The sequence below is a fragment of the Paenibacillus chitinolyticus NBRC 15660 genome (assembly GCF_000739915.1).
GTDB lineage: Bacteria > Bacillota > Bacilli > Paenibacillales > NBRC-103111 > Paenibacillus_F > Paenibacillus_F chitinolyticus.
This window is the reverse complement of sequence record NZ_BBJT01000004.1, coordinates 365,443-391,414: the sequence shown is the minus strand read 5'-3', so window position 1 is coordinate 391,414 and position 25,972 is coordinate 365,443. Positions and strand designations below refer to the sequence as shown.

The 25,972-nt window shown below is 57.3% G+C and carries 21 protein-coding genes and 1 other annotated feature; of the genes, 14 read left to right on the top strand and 7 right to left on the bottom strand.

What is annotated here, in order from left to right:
- Positions 1–106: 106 nt before the first annotated feature.
- The 3 genes from PCH01S_RS11730 to PCH01S_RS11720 form a co-directional block, all read right to left on the bottom strand.
- On the bottom strand, positions 107–1,300 hold the full coding sequence (locus PCH01S_RS11730) for a DUF418 domain-containing protein (RefSeq protein WP_042229472.1): 1,194 nt from the start codon (positions 1,298–1,300) through the stop codon (positions 107–109).
- Positions 1,297–1,533, bottom strand: a complete 237-nt coding sequence (locus PCH01S_RS11725; protein WP_218002297.1) for a hypothetical protein — start codon at positions 1,531–1,533, stop codon at positions 1,297–1,299. The genes PCH01S_RS11730 and PCH01S_RS11725 overlap by 4 nt, the downstream gene beginning before the upstream one ends.
- 86 nt (positions 1,534–1,619) lie before the next feature.
- Entirely contained in the window at positions 1,620–2,408 is a 789-nt protein-coding gene (locus PCH01S_RS11720; protein WP_174446810.1) for a lipid II flippase Amj family protein, read from the bottom strand.
- Between the two features lie 379 nt (positions 2,409–2,787).
- On the opposite strand from PCH01S_RS11720, the gene PCH01S_RS11715 reads away from it, so the two are divergent.
- From PCH01S_RS11715 to PCH01S_RS11695, 5 genes are all read left to right on the top strand, one after another.
- Positions 2,788–3,768: an ABC transporter substrate-binding protein gene (locus PCH01S_RS11715; protein ID WP_042229463.1), complete on the top strand. Its 981-nt coding sequence runs from the start codon at positions 2,788–2,790 to the stop codon at positions 3,766–3,768.
- A 192-nt stretch (positions 3,769–3,960) separates the two neighbouring features.
- Positions 3,961–4,653 carry a response regulator transcription factor gene (locus tag PCH01S_RS11710; protein ID WP_042229460.1) on the top strand — a complete coding sequence of 231 codons (693 nt, stop codon included), beginning with the start codon at positions 3,961–3,963 and terminating at the stop codon, positions 4,651–4,653.
- 35 nt (positions 4,654–4,688) lie between these two features.
- Complete coding sequence (locus PCH01S_RS11705; protein ID WP_042229943.1) at positions 4,689–5,801, top strand: sensor histidine kinase; 1,113 nt, start codon at positions 4,689–4,691, stop codon at positions 5,799–5,801.
- A 158-nt stretch (positions 5,802–5,959) separates the two neighbouring features.
- Positions 5,960–7,183: an ArnT family glycosyltransferase gene (locus tag PCH01S_RS11700; RefSeq protein ID WP_042229458.1), complete on the top strand. Its 1,224-nt coding sequence runs from the start codon at positions 5,960–5,962 to the stop codon at positions 7,181–7,183.
- Positions 7,184–7,253: 70 nt separating this feature from the next.
- Positions 7,254–9,212: an FAD-dependent oxidoreductase gene (locus tag PCH01S_RS11695; RefSeq protein WP_042229457.1), complete on the top strand. Its 1,959-nt coding sequence runs from the start codon at positions 7,254–7,256 to the stop codon at positions 9,210–9,212.
- Between the two features lie 205 nt (positions 9,213–9,417).
- Here PCH01S_RS11695 and PCH01S_RS11690 read toward each other — a convergent pair whose 3' ends face one another.
- Positions 9,418–9,963, bottom strand: a complete 546-nt coding sequence (locus PCH01S_RS11690) for a DUF4352 domain-containing protein (protein ID WP_042229455.1) — start codon at positions 9,961–9,963, stop codon at positions 9,418–9,420.
- A gap of 136 nt (positions 9,964–10,099) precedes the next feature.
- Positions 10,100–10,364: a binding site (T-box leader), on the top strand.
- A gap of 186 nt (positions 10,365–10,550) precedes the next feature.
- On the opposite strand from PCH01S_RS11690, the gene trpS reads away from it, so the two are divergent.
- Positions 10,551–11,540, top strand: coding sequence for a tryptophan--tRNA ligase (gene trpS, locus PCH01S_RS11685; protein WP_042229453.1), 990 nt, complete (start codon positions 10,551–10,553; stop codon positions 11,538–11,540).
- Positions 11,541–11,807: 267 nt separating this feature from the next.
- Here the strand turns inward: trpS and PCH01S_RS11680 are convergent, their stop codons facing one another.
- On the bottom strand, positions 11,808–12,749 hold the full coding sequence (locus PCH01S_RS11680; protein WP_042229450.1) for an aldo/keto reductase: 942 nt from the start codon (positions 12,747–12,749) through the stop codon (positions 11,808–11,810).
- A 168-nt stretch (positions 12,750–12,917) separates the two neighbouring features.
- On the opposite strand from PCH01S_RS11680, the gene PCH01S_RS11675 reads away from it, so the two are divergent.
- From PCH01S_RS11675 to PCH01S_RS11640, 8 genes are all read left to right on the top strand, one after another.
- On the top strand, positions 12,918–13,487 hold the full coding sequence (locus tag PCH01S_RS11675; protein ID WP_042229449.1) for a TetR/AcrR family transcriptional regulator: 570 nt from the start codon (positions 12,918–12,920) through the stop codon (positions 13,485–13,487).
- Positions 13,488–13,530: 43 nt separating this feature from the next.
- A complete protein-coding gene (locus tag PCH01S_RS11670; RefSeq protein ID WP_042229448.1) occupies positions 13,531–13,878 on the top strand; it encodes a DMT family transporter in 348 nt (115 codons plus the stop codon).
- Positions 13,878–14,192, top strand: a complete 315-nt coding sequence (locus tag PCH01S_RS11665) for a DMT family transporter (protein ID WP_042229446.1) — start codon at positions 13,878–13,880, stop codon at positions 14,190–14,192. The genes PCH01S_RS11670 and PCH01S_RS11665 overlap by 1 nt, the downstream gene beginning before the upstream one ends.
- Before the next feature lie 447 nt (positions 14,193–14,639).
- The gene (gene pheS, locus PCH01S_RS11660; protein ID WP_042229445.1) at positions 14,640–15,674 is read left to right on the top strand and encodes a phenylalanine--tRNA ligase subunit alpha; all 1,035 of its coding nucleotides are present in this window, start codon (positions 14,640–14,642) and stop codon (positions 15,672–15,674) included.
- Between the two features lie 25 nt (positions 15,675–15,699).
- On the top strand, positions 15,700–18,150 hold the full coding sequence (pheT, locus tag PCH01S_RS11655) for a phenylalanine--tRNA ligase subunit beta (RefSeq protein ID WP_042229444.1): 2,451 nt from the start codon (positions 15,700–15,702) through the stop codon (positions 18,148–18,150).
- 179 nt (positions 18,151–18,329) lie between these two features.
- Entirely contained in the window at positions 18,330–23,300 is a 4,971-nt protein-coding gene (locus PCH01S_RS11650) for a hypothetical protein (RefSeq protein WP_042229441.1), read from the top strand.
- Positions 23,300–23,848 (top strand): CvpA family protein, encoded by a 549-nt coding sequence (locus PCH01S_RS11645; RefSeq protein ID WP_042229440.1) that lies wholly within the window; start codon positions 23,300–23,302, stop codon positions 23,846–23,848. The genes PCH01S_RS11650 and PCH01S_RS11645 overlap by 1 nt, the downstream gene beginning before the upstream one ends.
- A 215-nt stretch (positions 23,849–24,063) precedes the next feature.
- Complete coding sequence (locus PCH01S_RS11640) at positions 24,064–24,639, top strand: hypothetical protein (RefSeq protein ID WP_042229439.1); 576 nt, start codon at positions 24,064–24,066, stop codon at positions 24,637–24,639.
- Between the two features lie 204 nt (positions 24,640–24,843).
- On the opposite strand, the gene PCH01S_RS11635 is transcribed toward PCH01S_RS11640, so the two are convergent.
- Together PCH01S_RS11635 and PCH01S_RS11630 are read right to left on the bottom strand one after the other, a co-directional pair.
- Positions 24,844–25,212, bottom strand: a complete 369-nt coding sequence (locus tag PCH01S_RS11635; protein WP_009676126.1) for a cupredoxin domain-containing protein — start codon at positions 25,210–25,212, stop codon at positions 24,844–24,846.
- Between the two features lie 168 nt (positions 25,213–25,380).
- Positions 25,381–25,746 (bottom strand): phage holin family protein, encoded by a 366-nt coding sequence (locus PCH01S_RS11630; RefSeq protein WP_042229438.1) that lies wholly within the window; start codon positions 25,744–25,746, stop codon positions 25,381–25,383.
- Positions 25,747–25,972: the final 226 nt, after the last annotated feature.

The window sequence follows — 25,972 nt, the reverse complement described above, 5'->3', positions numbered from 1 at the left end:
CTGTTTTTTTGTACGGCGCGGGATTCCGGGAAGAGTGGGCCGGAGAGCGTGATTCGGACGGGAATATCGGCGGGATGATGAAGGCTGCGCGCCGCCGGAGATTTGCTTACCGGCTTTGCCCGCGTCCCGGCGAGAGGCGGCCGTACGTCCATTTTCTCCAGAGCCACTCGACGGGCCCGTAGCGGAATCTTTTCAGCCAGAATGCCGAAAAGGCGATCTGCAGCGGGTATATGACGAGGCAGAGCAGGGTGCCCTGCCACAGACTGACTTGACCGTATAAGCGGAAGCCGAGAAACAGAATGACGCAGAGGACTGTCTGCGACAAATAATTGGTCAGCGCCATCCGGCCGTAAGGCTGGAGAAACCGGAGCCGCCGCTGCCAGAGCGGATTTTCGAGAAGCAGGGCAAGGCAGGCGATGTAGACAAACGCCAGCGTGAACCCGCTCATGTAGACGAGGAAGAACGTCACGAGGCTGAGATCGGTTTCCGCCCCGATCGCGTAAATGGCGGCGATGGCCGCCAAAAGCGGCAGGCTAAGCGCAAGGCCCCGGCTGCGGATCTTACGCCACCGCTCCCGGTGGGCGCTTACGTCATGGAGCAGGCCGCTTCTTCCCGCCGCCAGCCCCAGCAAGAACATGCCCAGAACGACGGGCAGCATGGAAAGCTGGCTGGACAGCGAGTCCCACACTTCGCTGCGCCAGTGCCAGGCCAGCCAGTCGGGCCAGGAGAGCGTACGGAACGCGTGAAGGCTTGCGGCGGCTTCGGCTTCCGTGTATAAGGGGCCGCCCAGGGAGGGATCGATCCCTCCCTTCGCGTAAGCTACCAGCGCCACGATCAAGGCGGGCAGGCCGAGAATCAGCAGCAGGTAACTGAGCGCGAGGAGGAGTCCCCACTTGCGGACGGTTTCCGTTTTCATCCGGTAAAAAACGGGAAGCAGGAAACCTGTGATGGCGTAAAGAGTCAGAATATCTCCTCTCCAGAAGAGCGCCAAATGCAGGAAGCCGATCAGCAGCAGCGCGAGGAGGCGCCTGCGGAACAGACCGGGACCGAATCCCTTCTGTTCGGCTCGCGACATGAAGATGTAAAATCCAAGACCGAACAAGAAGGAGAAAATCAAATAAAATTTTCCTTGGACGAACAAATCGAACAGCAGCCGGAGCCACCTGTCCGCGCCGTGGTAGACCGCAAATTCGCTTCCGCTGAAGGTCGGCATATTGACCAGGAAAATACCGAGCAGAGCGAAGCCGCGGATGATATCGAGTGCGATGATGCGTTCATTCCCTGTGGAGGGTCCGATCATAGGAGTAGCACCGTCCCGTCATAGCCCAGAAAGGCGATTTTTTCCTCATCATACGGGAAAGAGCCCCCGGTAGCAAATCGGGGGCTTGCAGACGGAAGAGAGGCGATACGGGCAAGTCCCGAAGCTCTCATCGGAAGCCGCTGCGGTCCGGGTGACGGTCGGTCGATCTGGTTGGTCCGGTCGATCCGGTCGGCCCGGTTGCGCTGCCGGCGGGCGGGTTCGTTCTCCCGCACACGGCCGTGCTTCCGGACACGGCTGACAGCTTGCCTGGCCGTCCGTTTCCGGCAGTCGGCTTCAGTTCCGCGCCCGCGCGCCCCGCTCAAAACAGCGTGAGCGCCCACAGAATGAACGAGGTGGCGGGGACGAGCAGCGCCTGGGCCAGAATCGTTCCGGCGAGACGGGACAGCATGAGGAGGCCGAACATTTTGTTTACGGCCTCCTGACTGGCTTTGCCGTGCATGGCCCGGTCCGTCAGCAGCCCGACTTTCGGGTCGATCAGCAGCGTCATAATAATGGTGGCGATGCCGTTGATGAGGGCGGAGGACATGGTGGCCTGCGACTTGTTGTCTGGGCTGTAGGCCGACGCGTACAGGGCCGCCAGGACGCCGACCGTGTAGATGGCCGTGACGATGACATTGAGCAGCACGAGGCGTTTGGGCACCCCGCCGATCCTTAGGCGGGAGAGCATTTGCAGACGGGGCGGGCGCAGGTGCTTGCCGGCCTGTTTGATGCCGTGTACGTTGGCCGTAGCCTTAAGCAGGGACGGAATGGACCCCGTGACTTCGAAATGGGCGATCAACCTCGCCGACAAGGAGACGAGCGTCGGAAACAGCACGATCGCTATTGCCGTTCCGACCGATGCCGACATCAGGACGAAGCGGAACGGGGCCAGCGCCAGATGGGGGTCTGATTGTCCGGCCTTATCGGCAATGCCGGAGATCATCAGGCCCTGCACCATGTTCGAAGTCCGGGAAATCAGGACGATCATTCCCGCCAGCGAAAGGGCGACTGCCAGTTTGGCGGTCCGGATTCCGGCCAGACGGAAGGCGTAGGCGGACGTTTCGGCCGCGTGAATAATCAGGGTGAACAGACAGGCGAGGAGAAGCATGGTCAAGAGATATCGACTCTCCTTTCGAAGGAATGGAATCGCGCCGACGGGCCCGGTTCTTGCGGGACTCGTACCTTGGCAAGGGTCATAGGGAAGACGGTGCGATATGCCGCGCGGCATTGCCGCACCGTTCGTTTATTTTTGCGCGCTATTGCCGTCGTGTTCATTTTGCCGTACGGTCTTTCTAGTGGAATTATACAAGGAACCTTTCCTATTAGCGAGAGAACCCGGCAGGCAGAGGAAGTTTTACACGGTCAAGGGGATCGTTATGGCGGAAAAGCGAGTGATGTCAGGTTGACAACCTCTCTATAAAAAGGTATCATTCCTTGTGAATGATAATCATTATCACCAAGAGAACGGACAGGGGAGAATAGAACGAATGAAATCAGCAGCACGCAAATCTTACGTATTATGTCTGATCGTCCTTGCGATGGCGCTTGCTCTGGCAGGCTGCGGCAAAGGCAACCAGGCTTCTGATGGGGGAGCGGCGTCGCCCGCGCCCGGAGATACAGCGAAACAAACGATCAAGGTTAAACATGCTATGGGCGAGACCGATGTGCCGGCTGCGCCGAAACGCGTCGTCATTCTGACGAACGAAGGAACGGAAGCCTTGCTGGCTCTGGGCATCAAGCCGGTCGGTGCGGTTAAATCGTTCACCGGAAACCCATGGTACGACCATATCAAAGCCGATATGGAAGGCGTAACCGTCGTGGGCGACGAGCATCAGCCGAACATGGAAGCGATCATCAGTCTGAAACCGGATCTGATCATCGGCAACAAAATGCGTCAGGAGAAGGTTTACGCTCAGCTCAGCGCGATTGCGCCGACCGTATTCTCCGAAACGCTGCGCGGCGAGTGGAAGAACAACTTCAGCCTTTACGCCGAAGCGGTCAACAAAAAAGCGGACGGCGAGAAAGTCATCGCCGATTTCGATAAGCGCATCGAAGACTTCAAATCCAAAGCGGGCGACAAGCTCAAAGAGAAAGTGTCCGTCGTGCGGTTTATGGCCGGCAAAACCCGCATCTACCTCGACGATACGTTTACCGGCATTATTTTCAAACAGATCGGCATTGCCCGTACGCCTGTAAAAGCCAAGGATACGTTCGTGGAGGAAATTACGAAAGAGCGCGTGCCGGAAGTGGATTCCGACCGTCTGTTCTACTTCACGTATGAAACGGGCGACGGCAACGGTACGAAACAGGAAGAAGCGATTACCAAGGACCCGCTCTGGCAGAACCTGAACGTGGTGAAGAACGGCAAGACTCAGAAAGTGAACGATGTAACCTGGAACACCGCAGGCGGCGTTAGAGCGGCTAACCTGCTTCTGGACGACCTGTACAAGTTCTACGACATCAAGTAAACATAACTGGCGAAGCTTTGGCGGCGCCAAGCGAAAAACTCCGTCCTCCGGGCGGGGTTTTTACTATGTTACGGGCGCTTATCTTAAAATAGTTTAAGAAATCCCACAAAATAGGATATGGTATCATTAAGGACAAAGACAGAAAACGGGCGGTTGTCCAAGCAAACCGTTAGCCGTGTTGGAGGTACAGTTATGTACGGGGGAACGATTCTACTCGTCGACGACGAGACCGAGATCACCAATCTTCTGGAGATTTACTTGAAAAACGAAGGCTACCGGCTGTTGAAAGCATCCGACGGCGCCGAGGCTCTCGAGCTTTTGAATGAAAACGAAGTCGATCTGATCATTCTGGACGTCATGATGCCCCGGATGGACGGTATCGAGGCGTGCATGAAAATACGGGAAGAAAAGCATATGCCGATCATCATGCTGTCGGCCAAAAGCCAGGAGATCGACAAAATCACGGGGCTGAGCATAGGGGCGGACGATTATGTGATCAAGCCGTTCAGCCCGCTGGAGATGCTGGCACGGGTCAAATCGCAGCTCCGCAGGTACAGGCAGCTCAACAGCCATTCCGCCAAAAACGAGAATGAAATTCTCATCGAGGACCTGCTCATTAATTTGGGAACCCATAAAGTATATGTGGAGGGCAGCGAGGTCAGACTGACCCCCAGAGAGTTTGCGATTCTTCAGGTTCTGGCACGCAACAGAGGGCAGGTGCTGAGCATGGAGCAGATTTACGAAGCCGTATGGGACGAGCCTTTTTTTGAATCGAACAATACCGTCATGGTTCATATCCGCAAAATCCGCGAAAAAATCGAAAAGGATCCGAGCCGTCCGCAAATGATCAAGACGGTCTGGGGAATCGGCTACACCATCGAATAAGTTCGGCTCGGAGGGGCAAGACTGGAGTGAACAACTTGAAAAACAAATTTATCCACACCGTGCGCTGGCAGTTTATTTTTATTTTTATTCTCAGCATTGTGTTCGCTGCGGGAACCGTGCTTCTCGCCTACCGGATAGTGAAATCGATCGTCGGCCTCAGCTATTACTCGGGACCCCTCCGCTGGGTCGTGAACAACATCGGCTCTACGCCCGTGATGGTCGTGGTCGGGGGCGGGCTGTTTCTTGTTTATTTTTTTATTTTCAGCCGCAAGATTATCGGGTATTTGGAAGAGATTACGCAAGGCGTGCAGGAAATCGCGAAAGGCAATCTGGACTATGAAATCGTGGCCCGTTCTACCGACGAGCTGGGCGAGGTTGCGGAAACGATCAACGTGATGACCCGGAAGCTGAAAAAGTCCATCGAAGAGGAAAGAAAAGCGGAACGGACGAAAAACGAGCTGATCACGGGCGTTTCGCACGATCTCCGTACCCCTCTGACGTCGATTTTGGGCTATCTGGAACTGATTGAGACGGACCGGTACAAGGATGAGGTCGAACTCCGGTATTATACGCGCATCGCTTTTGAGAAAACGAAAAATTTGAACAAGCTTATCGACTACTTGTTCGAATACACGTCTCTGCCTGGCGAAGGCATCGAGCTTGAAATGAAGAAAGTGAACATCTACGGCTTTCTTAAGCAGTTGGCGGAGGAATTCGTCCCGATTTTAACGAAAGCGGGCATGACGTGCCGGGTGACTGCGGAGGACGACACGCTTTATATCCGGGCGGACGGCAGGCAGTTGGTCCGGGCCTACGAGAATCTGATCTCCAACGCGATCCGTTACGGCAGCGAAGGCAAGTTTGTCGATATCAAAATCAGCCGCAGCGGGCAAGAAGCTGTCGTGGAGATTGTCAATTACGGAGAGCCCATTCCGGAATCGGATCTGCCGTATATCTTCGAACGGTTTTACCGGGCGGAGAAGTCAAGATCGTCCCGTACGGGCGGAACCGGCCTGGGACTGGCTATCGCCAAGAGCATCATCGAGATGCACGGCGGGAAAATAGGGGCGCGCAGCCACCGGAAACAGACGGTTTTCGAAACGCGGCTGCCTTTGCAGCCTTCGCGACAACCCGGAACAGACAGCTAAGGAAGGCCGATCGTCAGCGGCCTTCTTTTTTTCTATCGGCAGGGAAATCCTTAAGTTTTCTTAAGAATGCTTTAAGCGGGCGGTAAGCGGTCCTAAACCGCGCCTTAAACTCTCTCTTGTATACTAGGAATCACGGGAACGCCGAAAGGAGCAGAATTATGAACCGTAAAAAACGGGTATGGGCCGCATTGGCGATAATTTTGCTGCTGGCGGCATATGTGAGGATCGATTTTCTACGTTCGGTCGATCACGAGATGCCCCATGACTCGCTGAATTACGATAAGATGGTCAGGCAACTGCTGGAGACGGGAGTATACGCCTACAACGGCGAGACCCCGAATGCGTTCGTGACGCCCGGTTATCCGCTTTTTTTGGCGGCGGTATATGAGATCGCGGATTATAAGGAGCACGACCCGCTTCCCTGGGTCCGGTATATACAAGCGCTGCTGAGTCTGGCCGCCTTAGGGTTCATTTACCGGATTGCGAGGAGGTTTTCCGGCGAGCTGCCGACCCTCATTGCGCTTCTGATCGCGGCCGTATATCCGCCGTTCGTCTGGGCCAACGGAGCCATTCTGACCGAGGTGCTGGCCATTTTCCTCTTATTGGGATATCTGCTTGCTCAGATCCGGGTTTTCGAAACGCCCTCTTACGGACGGGCTGCCGCCGCTGGAATTTGGCTCGGTCTGACCGTGATTGTGCGTCCGGAGTTTCTGCCGCTGATTGCCTTGGCCTTCGCGTTCCAGTGGCTGCGGGACAAAGAAGCCAGGAAGCGGACGATCCGGCTGTTTGCCTGCTCCGCCGCGGCCGTTGTGCTGTTGCTTGCGCCCTGGTGGATTCGCAATGCCGTCACGCTGCATCAGTGGGTCGTGACGGCGACCCAGGAAAATCCCTTCCGGGCTGGAACGTATCCGTACAATACGTTTAACGACGAGAGCCTGGTGGACCCCGTGGGCAAAACGGAAAAAGAGCTGGCCATAGCCCGGTTGAAAGCGGGTTTCACGACCCAGCCGGGGCTGTTTATCAAGTGGTACACGATCGGGAAAATGCAGTACGTGTACCAGAGCGTCTACCGCGGCGGCGGCCATCAGCCGTATTATCCGGTGATCCCGTTCAACGCGAACCTGCTTCACCGCACGCTCATGCTGTCCGGCGCGATAGCCGTTCTGGCCGCACTGAGGCGCTGGAGGGAACCCGTCACGCTGCTGGCTCTCGTGGTCATTGCAATGAGCCTGATCCGTCTCGGCTTCGTGGCGGATTACCGCTACAACGTCACGATGATGCCCCTGATCATCATTCTGGATTGTGTCTTGGGCTGGCGTGCGTTTATGTGGTGGAAGGGCAGGCGGGCACAGAAAGCCGCCGCTTTGAACCCGACTAAATAACGAAATGAAGCATGAACGAATTAAAAATTGAAATGAATGAAAATGAAAATGAAAATTACGAGGTGCGAACATGTCCGGTTCTTTTTTTACAGGTAAAAAAGGTTTATTGCTCGTTCTGGTTCTAGTCCTTCTGGCGGGTGCCGGAGGGGGCTGGTATTATTATTCTTCTAAATGGAAGGCCGCTGTCGGGGGACCGCTTCCGGCCAAGCAGGAGCTGACCAAAGTCGTATCGGCCGACAAGCTGAAAGACAACTACGACGTTATTGTAGTCGGCACGGATCCCGAAGGCGTCAGCGCCGCCGTGTCCGCTTCCCGCAACGGGCTGAAGACCCTTTTGATCGAACCCCGCAAACGTACGGTTCTGGGCGGCCTTATGACGGAAGGCTGGCTGAACAGCATCGACATGAACTGGGACAAAACCGTGTCGACTCTGCCCGGCAAAGAGCCTGAGTATTTCAATCAGGGCATTTTCAAAGAATGGTACGAGAAAATCGAAGGTCATTCCTTTGACGTAACGACGGCGGCTAACGCATTCAACAAACTCGTTACCGATGAAAAAAACATGGATGTCTCGATGGACGGATACAGTGTGGAACCGGTTCTCAAACAAGAAGGAGCGGCTCAAACCGTAACCGGCATTACCGTAACCAAACAGGACGGGACGAAACAGACCATCGGCACCAAAACCGTTATCGACGCGACGCAGGATGCGGATTTCGCCGCGGCTGCGGGAGTGCCTTTTACGATCGGCCGGGAAGATATCGGGGATAAAAAAGCCCGGATGGCCGTTACGGCCGTATTCCGGCTCAAAAATGTCACGGACGAAGTGTGGAGCAAGGTGGCCAAAAGGCTGAACGGCGACAATGATAAGGATACGGGCCTGGACAAAATGTCCGCCTGGGGCTACGGCAAAGAGATGGCGGGATATGTGCCACTGAATAAAGAACGGATGAAGATGCGCGGACTCAATATCGGCAGACAGCTTGACGGAACGGTGCTGATCAATGCGCTGCATATTTTCAATATCGACGGCCTGAACGCGAAATCCCAGCAGGAAGGGCTGGAGATCGCTGCCAAGGAAATTCCGAACGTCGTCAAGTATTTGAAGACGTTCGATGAATTCAAGAACGTCGAGCTGGACAGCATCGCTCCCGAGCTGTATGTGCGCGAAACCCGCCACATGGAGGGGTTGTACAGGCTCAGCGTCGTGGATTTGCTGGAAAATCGCGACCAGTGGGACCGGATCGCCTTCGGCTCTTATCCCGCGGATATCCAAAGAACGTCGCCTAACGATAACGGCGCGGTCGTCGTTCATCCGACGAAGTACGCGGTTCCGTTCCGCAGCATCGTGCCGCAGAACGTAGACGGCCTTCTCGTCGTCGGCCGGAGCGCCAGCTACGACACGCTGGCGCACGGCAGCGCCCGCGTCATCCCCGTCGGCATGGCCGAGGGCGAAGCGGCCGGAGCGGCGGCCAAGCTGGCCGGGGAGAAGGGCACGACCTTCCGCGCCATGGCGGAATCCAAATCCCTGATCGCAGAGCTGCAGAAGCGGCTGAACGATCAGGGGATGGACCTCAAGCCTTACAAGCTGGACGAAGCGGCGTTTATGAAACATAAGGCCTATCCCGGCCTGAAAGCGGCAGTGTCTATGGGCATCGCTTACGGCTCTTATGCCAACGTAGGCTTTAAGGAGCTGGATAATCCGTCGAACGCGCAGCGGATGGTAAACCAGATGAACAGCGTAAGACGGATGTACTTCGCTTCTTTCCCGGGAGATCCTTCCGCCGCCGTGAAAGGGATGGAGGAGCCCGCGAAGAAAACGCTGACTCTGCAGCAGGCGAGCTACACGATCGCGCTGGCCGCGGGGCTGAAGGTGGAAGCTGGGGAGGCACAGGCCGCGCTGGAAAGCGGCGGACTGCTCAGCAAAGCGACCCTTGGCATCATCGCCAATAAAGAGAAGTTAAGCGACGGCGACGTCTACATGATGCTCAAAGACGCGGTAGAAAAGCAGGCGGGAGCAAAGTTTTAGAAAACCGCAGACTGTATAGGGGGATCTAAACGATGCAAGATCCGGTTCGTTTAGAAACCGTGCCTGGGTGTCTTGAAGCGTCCCCTCCGCAAAGATGCTTGCTAGGGACAGGCTTACAGAAACGAAACCGGTCCCGAAAAAAATTAATGCCCTGTTCCGTCGGCGGAACAGGGCATTTTTCATTGTCCGGGCTTATCCCGCCAATTTATTGCAGATTGATTTTAACGGCCTTGTCCGGTCCCGTGTCTTCTTTGTGAAGAAGCTGGAGCTTGGGATCGCCCTTTGGCTGCTCGAACACCAGCGTACCCGAAACTTTGGCCCCGGGTGCCAGCTCGCCGTATTTAAGCCCGGTTTCGCCGGAGAAGGAAGCGAGCACTTTGTCGCTGGTCATCCCGCGGCTGTTGGCCATTTCAAAGCTGTACGGGTTGTACGCGAGCTCTTGGGCCCCCGAATTTTCGATATTCAGCGTCACCACGACAAATTCGCCGTCCGGCAGGTTGGGCGTTTCCGGACCCTGCTCCGTAAATTTTTCCACTTTGCTTACTTTTATTTTCGCATCGCCGATTTGAACGGTGTCTTCTTTGGAGTATTCCTGAGTGAGGGACGCGGCAAAACGCGGTGCTTTGGCGGCGGAAGAACGGTCTGCGGCGCCGCCGCCCTGCTTGAGCGGGGATGCTTGCTCCTTATAGTCTCCGCATGCGGTCAAGGCCAGACACGAAACGGCGGCAAGCAGCCCGAGTTTTATTTTCAAAAGACTCTCCCCCAATCTGAATGTGGTTCGTTAAGACTTATAACCCGCAAACGAAACCCGGTAAACAATTCCGGCGCGAACAATTGCCTTCCTCACCGCAGCCTGATAAACTGTTGAAAAGCAAGCCGAAAGCATATCCGTCACGATGAAGAAGAAGAGTAAGCGTCAGGCAGGACTTCAGAGAGCTGATGGCAGGTGAGAATCAGTGTCAGGCAGACGCCGAATGGGCTTCCGAGTGCCGGTCCGAACCCCTTTTGCGGGCAGTAGGAACCGGCGGCATCCGGTCCGGCCGTTATCCTTGGACCCCGTATCGAAAGCGGACCGCTTTCCGTACGTTAGAGCGCGTTTGTCATAGGCAAACGAACAAAGGTGGTACCGCGAAGAGCAACTTCGTCCTTTTTAAGGACGGAGTTTTTTTGTTGTCCGGTTTACGCTCCGGACCTTATTCTTCGAAAACATTTTATTATACATAAAGGGGGTGATGGCCGTGGAAGACGGTTGGTGGTGGCGTCTGGAAAGCAGGACGCGCGGAGGTTTGACAGATTTGCGAAAAGGGATTGAAACCAACATTCAAAGGAGAAATGAATATGGAACGGATATTAACGGGAGACCGCGTCACCGGGAAGCTGCACCTCGGCCATTACGTCGGAAGTTTGAAAAAGCGGGTGGAGCTGCAGCATCGGATGGAAACGTTTCTGCTGCTGGCGGATGTGCAGGCGCTGACGACGCATTTTCAGGACCCGGATTTGGTAAGAAGACATCTGCGGCTTGTCGCGCTGGACTACTTGGCGGCCGGAATCGATCCGGAGAAGGCTGTGCTCTGCGTGCAGTCGCTCATTCCGGAAATCGCCGAACTGACGGTGTTTTACTCGATGTTCGTCACAGTTAGCTCGCTGAGGCATAACCCGACGACCAAAAGCGAGGCAGAGCAGCGGGGGTACGACGATTTGTACTACGGCTTCCTCGGTTATCCGGTCAGCCAGGCGGCGGACATCACGTTCTGCAAGGCCACGCTCGTTCCGGTAGGCGACGATCAGATTCCTCATATCGAGCAGACCCGCAAAATCGTCCGCAGATTCAACTCGCTCTACCGGCCGGTGTTCGAAGAGCCCCGGGCGCTGGTCGGCGATACATCGCGCCTGATCGGTCTGGACGGGAACGGCAAAATGAGCAAGAGTCTGGGCAACGGCATTGAGCTCGATGCCTCTGCGGAAGAGGTAAGAGAAAAGCTGAAGAAGGCCAAGACGGACCCTTCCAGAATCCGCAAAGACGATCCGGGACATCCCGGGATTTGTCCGGTCTTCACCTACCATGAAGCGTTTCTGGCCGAAGAGGCTCCGGAAATAAGAGAGAGCTGCGAACGGGGGAGCATAGGCTGCACAGCCTGCAAGGAGAAGCTGGCGGAAGGGCTGAACGCCCTGCTGGAGCCGATGAGAGAGCGCAGGGCTCATTACGGGGCGAAGCCTGCCGAAGTGGACGAAATTCTCCAATCCGGCACAGCCAGAGCGCGCGGCATCGGCCGCGAAACGATGCGGGAAGTGCGGGAAGCGATGGGGATTGATTATTTCGGACGTTGACGGGCCGGTGAGGTAACACCGTGCTTTGCTGCCTTAGCACGGGGCAGGCCTCCGGTCGGACCCTTTCCGCGTCACCCGGAGCTTCGGGTGCTCCGGAAATCGGAGCGGCCATGGCCTTGCGGAGCCGGATGCGCATGCGCCTAGGCGGGAGCCGGGCAAGCCTCGTGCCTACGGCAAACCCGTCCGTGCAGGCCCGCGGCGCACCTGCCCACGGCAACACAAAAAAGCCTATCCGTTAAAACCGGATAGGCTTTTTCGCGTGCGCAATCATGCGCCGGAAGCTTCCGCTTCTTCCGTCCATGCTTGCGGGTGATTGTCGCTCAGATACTGCGCCGCTTTCGCGTTGCTTTCGACTTGAGCGACGTTTTTGCAGCCCGGGATGACGGCGCTGACCGCGTCATGCTTCAAGCACCACGCGAGGGCCCACGTCGCCATGTCCATCGCTTCCGGCACTTCGTGCTCGCGGATGCGCTGCACCTCCTCGAGCTTACGCTGCGTCTCGGCGGGGTCGTGCCGGTGGCGCGTATCCGTGGCGGCGAAAGTGGCGCCCGGCTTGTACTTGCCGCTGAGATAGCCGCTGGCGAGGGGAACGCGGGCAAGCACGCCGAGGTTCTGCTGCAGGCACGACTGGAACACACTCTCTTCGGGAGCGCGGTCGAGTCGGTTGTACACGACCTGGATCGCTTCCGATCCGACCTGCGTGGAGGCGGCTACCTGATGCAGGTTGTCGTTCTTCGCGATCGAAGTGCCGATGTGAAGAATTTTGCCCGCCTGCTTCTGCTTGTCCAGCGCCGTCCAGAGAGCGTCGTTGTCGAACGCGGAATCCGTTCCCGAATGGAACTGGTACAAGTCGACATAGTCCACTCCCAGCGCTTTCAAAGAGGCGTCGAGCTGCCCGATCATATCTTCCGCCGAAAAACGCTCGTCCCGTTTAAACCGGTCATGGTAATGATGGCCGAACTTGGTCGCCACTACCCAGTCTTCACGGCCCCGACGGCTCAAATAATTGCCGATAAACGATTCCGACAAATGATCGCCGTAGCATTCCGCCGTATCGATGAGGTTGATCCCGAGCTCCTTTGCCTTATCCAGGACAGCGTCCACTTCATCCTGTGTAAAGTCCTGTCCCCATTCGCCGCCGAACTGCCATGTGCCGACGCCGATTACGGACACTTTTAATCCTGTTTTACCGAGTGTGCGGTATTTCATCGTTTCAGCCTCCCGCGTGCGTTTTTGACCGTGTTGGACCCGGAATCCGTACGGTATGTTCTCTTTCATTTAACGGGAAAATGAAGACAAAGTCAAAATGCCGCTTGATCCCAAAGCGGAAATGTGACATACTGTACCTAACTAATGTTAGTTAGGAGAATGAGGCTCATGAATACCCCCGACCGGATTAAAGCGGCCGCACTCGATTTGTTTGCGTCACAAGGCTACGAAGGCACCTCCATGGCGAATATCGCCGAAGTCGTAGGGATAAAAACGCCTTCCATCTACGCACACTTTAAAGGCAAAGAGGAATTGTTTCTCAGCGTGCTGCAGGACGCGTCGCGCGGCGAGCTGGATTTTGCCGCCTCGCATCTGGAAACAGGGGGCGAGGCGCTTGACCGCAAGCTGTATAAGCTGTTGTCCCATACGCGCGGCAAGTACGAGCACAACGGTTCGACGAAGTTTTGGATCCGGATGATGTACTTTCCGCCGGCCTCGGTGTACAGGGAAACGATAGATCTCTCTTATACGTACCTGTCCCGGATGGAGGAGCTGCTTACGTCCGTGTTTACCGGGGACCGCTCGGCTATCGGCGTCGATCCGGATAAAGCTGCGGCTGCTTTTCTTTGTTTGATGGACGGGGTCATTGTGGAACTGCTGTACGGTACGGCCGAAAGTTACGATAAAAGGCTGGAGGCTTCGTGGGACGTCTACTGGCGGGGAATCTCCCATTCATGAGCCTTCATGAGCATACGGAGAAAGAAGGAGGCACGATTCGATTATGAATCGGAACTGGATTTATGTACTGGCGGCGGGATTGCTGGAAATCGGCTGGGTTTCGGGTCTGAAACATGCGCATGACGCGTTTACCTGGATATTGACCGGAGCCGCGATCCTGCTCAGCTTCTGGGTGCTGCTGATGGCGACTAGCCGTCTGCCCGTAGGAACGGTGTACGCGGTATTTACTGGGATCGGCACGGCGGGCACTGTCCTTACGGAAACGATCGTGTTCGGAGAGCCGATCAGTTGGCTGAAGATTGTCTTTATCCTGATTCTGCTCGGCGGCGTGATCGGGCTTAAAATCACGACGAAAGAACCGGAAGAACCGGCGAAAGGAGGGAATTCCTGATGGCATGGGCCGCACTGATATTGGCGGGATGTTCGGAAATTTTCGGCGTACTCGCCATGAACAAAATCGCACGGAAGAAGACGATTGGGGCTTACGTGCTGCTTTTCTTCGGCTTCGGCATCAGCTTTTCGCTGCTGTCCTATGCCATGGAAACCATCCCGATGGGCACGGCTTACGCCGTGTGGACCGGAATCGGCACGTGCGGGGGCACACTGCTGGGCATGTTTATGTTCGGGGAGTCCAAAGACTGGCGCCGCATCCTGTTTATTGCCATGATTATTTCGGCGGCCGTAGGACTCAAGCTTCTTACGTAACCGCCGCATGTTCTTTTTTTACAAGGAAAGCGGGCTTTGAATGGGCTTGCAACGCCGCGCCGATTTTCATATAATAGGTGGCATAGTTAAATGCAGTAACCAATTCCATAACAAATGCAATGAAGGAGAAAAGTACGCAGTGCTTCCTGACAGGGAGGAGACGCCGGAGATTGAGAGCGTCCCCGTGGAACCAGGCTGCCGAAGTTCGCTCCCGAGCAGTTTCTTGAACAGTGGCCTGGGGCCAGTCAGTAGAGAGTACCGGCTACGAACCGTTATTTCGAAGAGTGAGACACGTCAGAGGCGGATGACCTTCCGAGAAGGCATTTTGCGCAGCAGGCGGTCTAACAAGGGTGGTACCACGGCTTTTTCGTCCCTTACCGGGCGGAGAAGCTTTTTTTGTTGTCCGGAAACCGTCAAGGGTTGCCAGATCTAAAGGAGGGATTACACATGAGAGAACGTTTGGAAGCGTTAAAAGTACAAGCGCTGCAGGAATTGGCCGCTGTCGGCAGCCAGCAGGAGCTGAATGATCTCAGAGTCAAGTATTTGGGCAAAAAAGGGCCGCTGACCGAAATTTTGCGCGGCATGGGCGCGTTAAGCGCGGAAGAGCGCCCGGTTATCGGCCAGGTGGCCAATGACGTCCGCGGTGCGATCGAAGAAGTGATCGCGGCGAAGCAGGAAGAATACGATCGCCAGGAGACGGAAAACCGCCTCCGCGCCGAAACGATCGACGTTTCGCTGCCGGGCCGTCCGTCCGTGCAGGGAGCCGTTCATCCGCTGAACAAGATCGTCGAAGAGATCGAGGACATTTTTATCGGAATGGGATTCACCGTCGTGGAAGGGCCGGAAGTGGAGCGCGATTACTACAACTTCGAAGCGCTAAACCTGCCGAAGGACCACCCGGCGCGCGATATGCAGGATTCGTTCTACATCACCGAGGAGCTCCTGCTCCGCACGCATACGTCCCCTGTCCAGGTCCGGACGATGGAAGGCCGCAAAGGAGCCGTGCCGGTCAAAATCATCTCTCCGGGTAAAGTGTACCGGCGCGACGATGACGACGCGACGCACTCCCATCAGTTCACGCAAATCGAGGGTCTTGTCATCGACAAGAACATCCGTATGAGCGATCTGAAAGGAACGCTGCTGCAGTTCGTGCGCGAGCTGTACGGCCCGCAGACTCAAATCCGCCTGCGCCCGAGCTTCTTCCCGTTCACCGAGCCGAGCGCGGAAGTCGACGTGTCCTGCATGATGTGCGGCGGCGAAGGCTGCCGGACCTGCAAGCAGACCGGCTGGATCGAAATTCTGGGCTCCGGCATGGTTCACCCGAAGGTGCTCGAAATGTCCGGGTACGATCCGAACGAATACAGCGGGTTCGCTTTCGGCATGGGGCCCGAGCGCGTAGCGATGCTTAAATACGGGGTTGAAGATATCCGTAATTTCTATACGAACGATCTGCGCTTCCTGAAACAGTTCGTCCACCTATAAACGGGAAAGAAGGAGGAAAAAGGCGATGAAAGTATCTTATCAATGGCTGTCGGATTATGTAGACGTGCAGGGCTTCACGGCTGAAGACCTTGCAGATAAAATGACACGGAGCGGCATCGAAGTCGACATTGTCGAATCGCTGAACAAAGGCGTGTCGGGCGTTGTCGTCGGCTATGTCAAATCGAAGACGAAACATCCCGATGCGGACAAACTCAACGTGTGTACGGTCGATGTGGGAACGGGCGAGGATCTGCAGATCGTCTGCGGAGCGAAAAATGTGGATGCCGGACAAAAGGTCCCGGTTGCCGTTATCGGCGCCGTACTTCCCGGAGATTTCAAAATCAAGCGTGCCAAGCTTCGCGGCGTGGAATCACAGGGCATGATCTGCTCCGCCAAAGAGCTGGGCATGAACGATAAACTGCTGCCGAAGGAAATTCAGGAAGGAATTCTGGTTCTTCCGGAAAATACCGAAATCGGAAAGCCGATCGTGGACGTGCTGGGTCTAAGTGACAATGTCCTGGAACTCGAGCTGACGCCGAACCGTTCGGACTGCCTGAGCATGATCGGCACCGCGTATGAAATCGGCGCGATTCTCGGACGTCCGGTGAAGCTGCCGGAAGAAGGACGCAACATCAACGTCGATTTCAGCACCGTCAAAGCGGAGGATAAAATTTCCGTCTCGATCGCCGCACCCGATCAGTGTGCGCATTATGCGGCGCGCCTCATTGAGGGCGTCCGCGTCGGTACGTCTCCGCTGTGGCTGCAGAACCGGCTGATGGCGGCGGGCATCCGTCCCATCAATAACATCGTAGACGTTACGAATTACGTGATGCTGGAATACGGTCAGCCTCTTCACGCGTTTGACGCGGATCAGGTCGCGGGCGGCAAAATCGAAGTCCGCCTGGCGACGGAAGGAGAGAAGCTTGTGACGCTCGACGATGTGGAGCGTACGCTGGAGCCGCACATGCTGCTCATCACCGACGCCTTCAAACCCATCGCGATTGCCGGCGTTATGGGCGGAGCCAATTCCGAAGTGACGGAGGGCACGACTTCGATTTTGCTGGAGTCGGCTCGGTTTGCCGGCCCGTCCGTCCGTAAAACGTCCCGTCAGCTCGGTCTGCGTTCGGAGGCGAGCCTCCGTTTCGAGAAGGAAGTCAATCCGGAAGCGGTGATTCCCGCGCTTGACCGTGCGGCGGCTCTCCTCGTGCTTTGCGCCGGAGGCCAGGTAGCCCAGGGTATCGTGCAGGAGACCGTTCAAGCCTACTCCGGCGTCAAGATTCCATTGAAACTGGAACGTGTGAATACGTACCTCGGCACGGAACTTTCGCTGCAGCAGGTCAAAGAAATTTTTGACCGTCTCGGTCTCGAATACGGATTGCTCGAAGAAGATTCTCTCATCGTTCACGTGCCTGGCCGTCGCGGAGATATTACCCGGGACGTTGACCTCATTGAAGAGGTTGCGCGTCTGTACGGGTACGATAACATCCCGACGACGCTGATGACCGGCGTAACGACCCCCGGTTCCTTGACGCGCGAACAGTCCCTGCGCCGGACTATCCGCCGTCTGCTTACGGGAAGCGGTCTGCACGAAGTGATCACGTACACGCTGGGACAGCGGGAAAATGCCGCCGATTATCCGGGTCTTTATCCGGAATACGCGCCGATTCCGCTTGCGATGCCGATGAGCGAAGACCGCAGCGCCCTGCGGACGTCGCTAGTGCCTCATCTGCTTGAGGTTGTGAGCTATAACCGCAACCGGAATAACGATGATGTCGCGATTTTCGAAACGGGCACGGTATTCCTGTCCAAGGAGACGGCCTTGACCGCACAGCCGCAGGAAAAACGTCTGCTGAGCATCGCGATGACCGGTAACTGGAGTGGGGCCCACTGGGGACAGAAAGCCCGCAAAGCCGACTTCTACGATTTGAAGGGCGTGCTGGAACGGGTGATTTCTTACCTGGGCGTAACGATCGAATTCAGGTCCGCACAGAAAGAAGGCTTCCACCCGGGACGCACGGCGGAACTGTTCCTGCTCACTCCGGATGGAGAGCGCCGGTCCATCGGCTACATGGGGCAGCTGCACCCGACGCTTCAGAAGAAACGGGACCTTGAAGACACCTACGTGCTGGAAGCCGAGCTTGATCCGCTTCTCCAACATGCCGATTTCGAAGTGGATTACCGCATACTTCCCCGCTATCCGTCGGTAGGGCGCGATATGGCGCTCGTTGTCGATACGGCTGTGCCGGTAGGCGATCTGGAACGCCTGGCGGCGGAAACGGCTTCGGAGCTGCTGGAATCCATCCGCGTTTTCGATGTTTATACGGGAGAACGCCTGGGCGAAGGCAAAAAGAGCGTCGCTCTGGCGCTGGTATATCGTCATCCCGAGCGCACGCTTCAGGACGAAGAAGTCACAGAAACGCATGCGCGTGTCGTGGCGGCATTGGAATCGGCTTTCGGAGCCGAGCTCCGCAAGTGATCTTTCGCTGAAATATCAAGGCTACGGAAGGAAATAGGGCCGGTCGCATCGAATTCTTTTTCGATGGACCGGCTTTTTTCTATAAAACAAGGAAACAAATGGAAAAGTCCGATGTCTTCAACCGGAACCGCCATGCAGGCGGCCGGATTTCGAGTGTTTAAACCGAAGGAGGATATCTCATGAATTCGGAAGAAAAAACGAAAATCATCGTTGATATATATGGAAATGAATATAAATTGAAAGCCAATAACAGCCCCGGCTACGTGCGCAAAGTGGCGGCGGAAGTCAATGATCAGATGGTTCAGATCGCCGAAAGCTATCCGCGACTCGATACCTACAAAATCGCGGTGCTTGCGGCCGTCAATCTGACGGATGAGAAAGCCAAAGTCGAACAGAGATTCAGCGAGACGGAAAGCCGGCTGAACGATTTGCAGCGGGCGCTTTCCAAAGCCGACGCCGCCGTGGAAACTGCACGCGGGCAGCTCGAAAGAGCCCAGCAGGAGGAACAGCTGCGCAAAGCCGAGCTGGCGGAAGCCCGGGAACTGGGAGCCAAAGCGGCCAAGCGCCAGCAGGAGCTTACGGCATCCCTGGAGCAGACGAAGCAGCGGGCGGAACAGAATCTGCGAGAGTTGAACGCGGCGAAGGAAAAGGCCCAGCAGGCAGCGAAGCGGGAAGAACAGCTTAAGTCTGAGCTTCAGCAGGCCCGGCAAAACACGGAGAAGCTCCAGCGGGAACAGGCGTCTCTTAAGCAGCAGATGGAAAAAGACGCTCGCCAGGCCGATCAGTGGAAGAAGGAGCTGGAGCAGGCGGCGGGGCAAATCAAGACGCTCGAAAGCAAAATCGGGCAGGCGGAGCGCGATGCCGAATCGCTGCTTGAGCAGTTGGAACAAGAAAAAACGGCGGCCGGTCAGGCAAGAGAAGAATCGGCGGCCGCTCTTCTACAAATCCAGGAGGCCGCAGAGAAGGAACAGACCCTACGGGCCGAGCTTCAGCTGGTCAAACAGCGCAGCGAGCAAGTCCAGCGCGATCTGCAGGCGTCCAAGCAGCGTGAGCAGCAGCAGAACGGACAGATGGAGCAATTGCGGGGGGAGCTTGCGGAAGCGGCCCAAAGAGAAGCCGCGGTCCGGAAGGAAGCGGATCAGGCGAAGCAGGATGCCGAAGCGCTTTTGGAGGAACTGGAGCTTGAAAAAGCCGCCGCCGAAGAGAATCGGCAGCAGGCGGCATCCGAGCTGGAGAAGCTGGCGCGCGAGCAGAAGCACACGGACGAACAGCTGCGCCAGTTGAAGGACGAACTCGAGCTGGCGAAGCTGGAGGCGGACGAAAGCCGTGAAAGAGAAGAGCGGCTGAATGCCGACGCGCAGCAGGCCGCCGAACGCGAGGAAATGCTGCGCAGCGAGCTCCAGCAGGCCCAGAGAGACGCCGAAGCGCTTCTGGAGGAAGCGGAGCGGGAAAAAGCCGCAGCGGACAGCTTGAAGGAACAGCTCCGCGAAGCCGGGGAACGCGAGCAGACGCAGCGCACCGAACTTGCGCTTATGAAACAGCGCGGGGAGCATATGCAGCGCGAGCTGGCCCAGGGCAAAGAACTGGCCGCCAGCCGCGAGCAAAAGCTCCGGGAAACGGCCGATCAACTGGAAGAAATCCGCGAAGAATTGGAAAAGTCGCGTAAAGATGCGGAGGCGCTTCTGGAAGAGCTGGAAGCGAACAAGGCTTCGGCGGAAGAAGAACTCCGCGAATCTACGGAAGCGCTCAAAGCGGCGCGCTTGGAATCCAAAGCGGTGCGGGAAGCGGCGGAGACTGAGAAAGCGGCAGCGGAAATGAGGCTGAGGAATGCCGAAGAAGCGCTGGTAACGGCTCGGCGGGAAGCGGAGGAAAGCCTGGCCGCAGACCGTCTGGAAGCTGCGGAGAAGCTTGAAGTTCTGCAGAAAGAAGCGGCCGAGCGGTTGGAACTGGCGCAGCTTGAAGCAGAAGAGCAGCTTGAAGCATTGCGCAGGGAAGCGGCCCATCTGGAAGCGGCCCGGAAGGCGGCTGATGCGCAGCTGGAGGCTCTGAAGCGGCAAAGCGCCGAAGAGCTGGAGCTGGCTCAGATGGAAGCCGAGGAGAAGCTGGAGGCCGCACGAAGGGAAGCTGCGGAGAAGCTGGCGGTAGCCGAGAACGAATCGGCAGACAAGCTTCTGACGGCCGTACGAGAGGCCGAAGAGATAGAGGCCGCCCGCAAGGAAGCGGCAGCAAAGCTCCAAGAAGCGCAGCGTGAAGCGGCAGTCGCTCGCGAGGCGTTCCGGCAGGAGATGGAGGCGGCGCGTGAACGGGCCGAGCAAGAGCTCCTGGAAGCGATGGAAGCGGCGGAACAGGAAGGCGAGGCGCGCAAGGAGGCCCAGCGGGGCCGAGAGGCCGCCGAGGCCAAGCTGCGTGAAGCGTCCGAGGCTTTACAGGCATTGGAGCTGAAAGCGTCCGGGCTGGAAGTGGAGAAGCAAGAAGCTGCCGCACGTCTGGAAGCGCTGGAACGCGAAACCGCCGATCGGTTTGAAGCTTTGAAGCGCCAAGGAGCGGAAGAACTGGAGCTGGCTCAACTGGAAGCCGAAGAACAGCTCGACGCCGCGAGAAGGGAGGCGGCAGCGGAGCTGGAGGAAGCGCGGCGCGAAGCCGCCGCACAACTGCAAGCTGCTGCGAGCGAAGCGCAGGAACTGGAGGCTGCCCGCAAGGAAGCGGCGGACAAGCTGGCGGAAGCGCAGCGTGAAGCCGAGGCCGCGCGTGAAGCGTTCCGGCAAGAATTGGCGGCCGAGCGGGAGAAGGCCGAGCAGGAGCTGCTGGAAGCGATGGAAGCGGCCGAGCGGGAAACCGAGGCGCGTGCTGAGGTCCAGCGCGAGAAAGACGACGCCGAGGCCAAGCTGCGCGAAGCGTCCGAAGCGCTGCAAGCGGCGGAGCGTAAAGCGGCCGAGCTGGAAGCGCTGATGGAAACCGCTGCGGCGCAGCTGGAAGTTTTGAAGCGGGAAAGCGCGGATGAGCTGGAATTGGCTCAGTTGGAGGCGGAAGAGCGCCTGGAAGCCCTGCGCAAGGAAGCGGCAGCCGAACGGGAGGCCGCTGAGAGCGCGGCGGCGGAGAAGCTTCAAGCGGCGGAACGCAAGGCGGAAGAGCTGGAGTCCGCCCGCAAGGAGACGGCGGACATGCTGGAGGCGGCACGCCGCGAGGCGGAAGCCGCACAGGAAGCGCTCCGCCGGGAGCTTGCCGAAGAGCGCGAGAAAGCGGAGCAGGAGCTGCTGGAAGCGATGGAAGCGGCCGAACGGGAGTCTGGTGCGCGTCTGGAGCTCCAGCGCGAGAAGGAAGCCGCGGAAGCGCGCCTTCGCGAGACGGAGCAGGCGCTTACGGTCGTCCGGCAGGAAGCCGGAGAGCTGGCGGCTTCCCGCAGCGAAGCGGCGGAGGAACTGGCGGCCGCCCGGAGAGATTTCGCCGAACAGCTCGAGTTTGCGGAGTTGGAGGCGGCGGAGAAGCTGGCTTCCGCACAGCGGGAAGCCGAAGCCGCCGGCCGGCGCGAACTTGCCGCGGAACGCGAACTTGCCGCGGAACGCGAACGTGCCGAGCGGGAGCAGCTGGAGACGGCGGGAGCGGCGGAGCGGGACAGAGCGGCGCGGGAAGCGGCCGAAATGGAGAAGGCCGCTTTAGAGGCCACGCTGCGCGAAACCTCCGAAGCGCTTGAGGCGGCCCGGCAGGAAGCGGTGCAGGCGCGCGAATCGGCCGCGAAGCTTGTCGAAACGCTCCGTGCGGAGCTGATGGGGGCGCGGCAGGATGCCGAAGCGCTGCTCGAAGACCTCGAGCAGGATAAAACCGCAGCGGACGAGGAGCTGCGGAAAGTGTCGGAAGCTCTGCGCGCCGCACAGGAGGAAGCGGCAGCCGCCGCGAGTTCCGCCAACGCCGCGAAAGCCGCGGAGCGGGATGCGGAAGCCCGTACGGTTTCCGTACGGGAGGAAATGGCGGTCCGCTTGAGAGACTCCGAAGAGCGCGAAGAAGCGCTGCGCGCCGAGCTGGAACAGGCGCGCCGGGATGCCGAGGCGCTGCTGGAAGACCTGGAGCAGGGGCAGACCACCGCGGACGAGCGGCTGCGTGAAGCGGAGAAGGCGCTCGAAGAAGCGCGCTTGGAAGTGGAGCGTGCCCGTGAAGACCGCGCCAAGCTGGAGGCTTCTCTTAAGGAAGAGCTGACCGAAACGCTCAAGCAGGGCGAACTCATGCTTACTCAGGTGGCTGCCGCCCGCGAGAAAGCCGACAAGGAACTTGCGTCGGAACGCGGCCGTTCGGCCCAAGAACGACTTGCGGCGGCTGAACTTGCCGCCCAGTTGGAAGGGGCCCTTAAGCGTGAAGAGACACTTCGGACCGAGCTGAACCAGGCGCGTCAGGACGCGGAAGCGCTCCTCGAAGATCTGGAGAAAGGCCAGGGCGCGGCGGCGGCTAAGCTGCAGGAAACGGCCGCCGTATTGGAGGCCGCACGCGAAGCTGCGGTACGTGAGCTGGCAGCCGAGCGCGACAAGTCCGCCGGAGAGCGGCGGAAAGCGGAAGAGCTTGCCGAACAGCTCCATGCGGCGGTTTCCGGCCGGGACGAAGCGGCCGCAAGAGAGGCGAAGCTGCGCGAGGAGCTGAACCAGGCGAAAGCGTCCGGTGAGGCGCTGAATGCCGAGCTGACGGCTGCCCTCCGCGAAGTTGCCGCGACCCAGCAGATGGCTCACGAGCAGGTGCTGCAGGAGCAGTCCATCCGCCGGGAGCTGGAGAGCTCCATGCAGGAGCGCCGGTCGTTGCAGGAAGAGCTGGACGCGTACCGTCAGCTTATGGACGAGCAGGCCGATCAGGAGCGCGCCAGCCTTGGTGAACTCGGCGGCCTGCGCGGAGAAACCGAACAGCTCCGTCAAGAAGTGGCCCGGATTACCGAAGAACTGGAAACGGAAGCAAAGCGGAGCGGGCTGCTCCGGCATCAACTGGAGGAATTGGAGCAGACCCATCTTCAGGCGGAGCAGAGCCTCAAAGAAATGAGTCGTTTGCATGAACAGACGAGCGGGCGATGGGACGAGCTGCAGGAAGAACACCGCAAGCTGCAGGACGAGTATGCGAAGCTTCAAACGGAGTATAACGAATGGATTCAGCTTGTGATGGAAGAACCTAAGGGATAATGACTCTTCCTCCCTGGAATGTACTGGATTGGTCTATCCTCGTGCTTATCGCCGGAGGACTTGTTCTCGGCTATGCGCGGGGGTTGATCTCCCAGCTGGTTTCAATTGCCGGATTGTTTATCGCCCTGTACGTCGCCGTCCGTTTTTACGAGCCCGTTGCCACGTATTTATTGCAATGGCTTTCCCTTTCTTCCTTTTCCGGTTATGATAAATATGAGTTTTTGGTAAAAGGGCTGAATTTGGAGCGTTATATCGCGAATGCCCTCTCTTTCGCCCTGCTGTTCTTTCTGGTTAAGCTTGCCCTTGGAATCGGGGGGAGAATGCTCAACCTGATTGCCCGGCTACCTGGTTTGCATACCGTTAACCGGGTGACGGGAGCGCTGCTCGGAGCGATAGAAGCGTTTGTGATTGCCGCGGTTGCGGTTCATATCATGACGATTCTGCCGTCCGACTATGTTCAAGACAGGCTCGGCGAGTCCCGGTTTGCTCCTTATATTCTGAATGACGTAATGGAATGGGCCCGGAAATTGTGGCAGCGAAGCATGTAAGTTCAAGGATATTTCCTCCCGTAAGGGAGGTTTTTTATTCATTTTAATCGGCTCTCCAGCGATCCGGTCGGCGTGAAGCGCGGAGGTTGGAATTTGCACCGGTACTCCTCGTACAAGCAAGACTATGCAGATGCACGCGGCACTCCCGCCTAAGCCTGCTTCCGTCCCGGCGAGCGACGACGATGCGATTGTGGAGCAAGGGAGGGAGAAACCGTATGGAACAAACGTTAGCCGCCGGCAGCGTTGTGACCACAGCTTGTATCCTGGCTGCAGCATGTCTGGGTTGGTTTTATGTATGGATTCGTAGAAAACAAAAAGCGGAGGGTGCCGCTCTCTTGCAGTCGGTCATAACGGCTTTGGCCGTGACATTCTTTTTCCTGCTGCCGCTGCTGATTATGTTCGTGTGCGTCTATGCGGCCCTTCTCAGTGCGGGGACGTTCCTGCCCGACAGTATCTGGTTCCAGCAGTCGGAGGATTTGCTCAGCCTGGCTCTGCTGCTTATTTTCGCCCAGACGCTGCTGAGCATACCGGTAAGGCTGCTGCTTAGGCTCGGGGCTTTGAAAGGGCTTGGGGAATTCCGTAAAAAAATCGGGATGCCGCTCGTTCCGCTGCAGCTCAGCCTGACGATGCTGACTTTCGCACTCGGCTATATGGCCGCCAGAGAGTGGCACCTCACTTCGGTCGATCTGACCGAAAGCGGGCTCTATTATGTGTCTATCCTGCCGCCTCTGGCCGCATTCGGTATTTTTACCCTGCTGCGCAGAAGAAGAGAAAACCCTCCGGGAGCGTAGGACGAAAATTCCTTAAAGACTGCGACAGGTGTGTCTCCCTTGCTGGAAAAGCGTTCACGTACTGCCGTCCCGCATGACGGCGGTCAATCTAGAAGCTTTTTCAGGGGCGGCTGCTTTGCAGAACAAAAAAGGCTTGCGGACGTATCGACGATACGTAACCGCAAGCCTTTTTTTAATTCGCCGGAAATTGCCGGCGGGTTTGATTTATTCTACAACGAGCTTGGCTGTCATCGTGGAGTGGCCGCTTCCGCAAGGAATGCTGCAGAGAATGTTGTAAGTGCCGGCTTTCTCCGGAGTGACGACTTTGCTCTTGCTGTTGTTGTCGAGACTGACTTTCAAATCCGGAATCGATACGCCGTGAACGCCTTCCTTGATGTCCAGGTTAATTTTAAGCGGTTCGCCTTTTTTGACTTTATATTCAGCCTGGTCGAATTTCCAGTTGGACGCTTGAAGCGTAATTTCCTGGCTTGCCGTCGCGTTCGCGTCCGTTGCCGCCGTATCCGTTTTTTTGCCACAGGCGGCCAGAGCGAATACAAGGACAAGAGCCATCAGCAGTGCTGCTGTTTTTTTCATAAATTTCCCTCCCTTTGTATCATACACCCTCATCATACACCCGGAAGGTAGGGAAGTCAGCGGCTAACAAGTGAACCCTTTATGACAAATCATCGAATAAGATGTGAAAAATGAAGAAGACCGGATCCCGCCCGAGAGAGCGTGAATCCGGCCGCGGCATCCCGCCGGTCAGTGCGTGCTTTTGCGCCGGCTGTCTTTTCTGTCAAACGGAGAGACCGGAATAAACAGATCGACAATCCCGACGACGAGAGCGGCAAGGATCGCACCGATGATGGAGGCGTGTACGCCCGTAACGATGAACTGGGACAGCCAGATGACAAGCGCGCTTGTCAGGAAGCCCACGATTCCCCGTCCGAACGGCGTAATCTGCCTGCCGAAGATGCTTTCGATAATCCAGGCCAGCACAGCGATGACGATGGCCAGCAGCAGGGCGCTTACGAACCCGCCCACTGAAAAACCGGGAACGATCCAGCTGACAACCATCAAAACCAGTGCGGAAACGATAAATCTGATCACATGACCGAGAAATCGCATCGGAAAGGCACCTCCTTGATTTGTTGACGGAACGGCGCAAAGCAGCGGTCTGCGCTTAATTCCCCCCGCTTTCGCATGAACCGGGTTCCCCGCTTTTTGCGGTCCGGGGACCGAAAGCCGTAAAGTACGCTTGCCGCGGTCATGGCAGGATGCGCGTTTTTAGCATGCCCGTCTTGGTGTTTTCGCATGAACCGGAGGTTATAAAAGAACTCTCCATAGCTTCGTC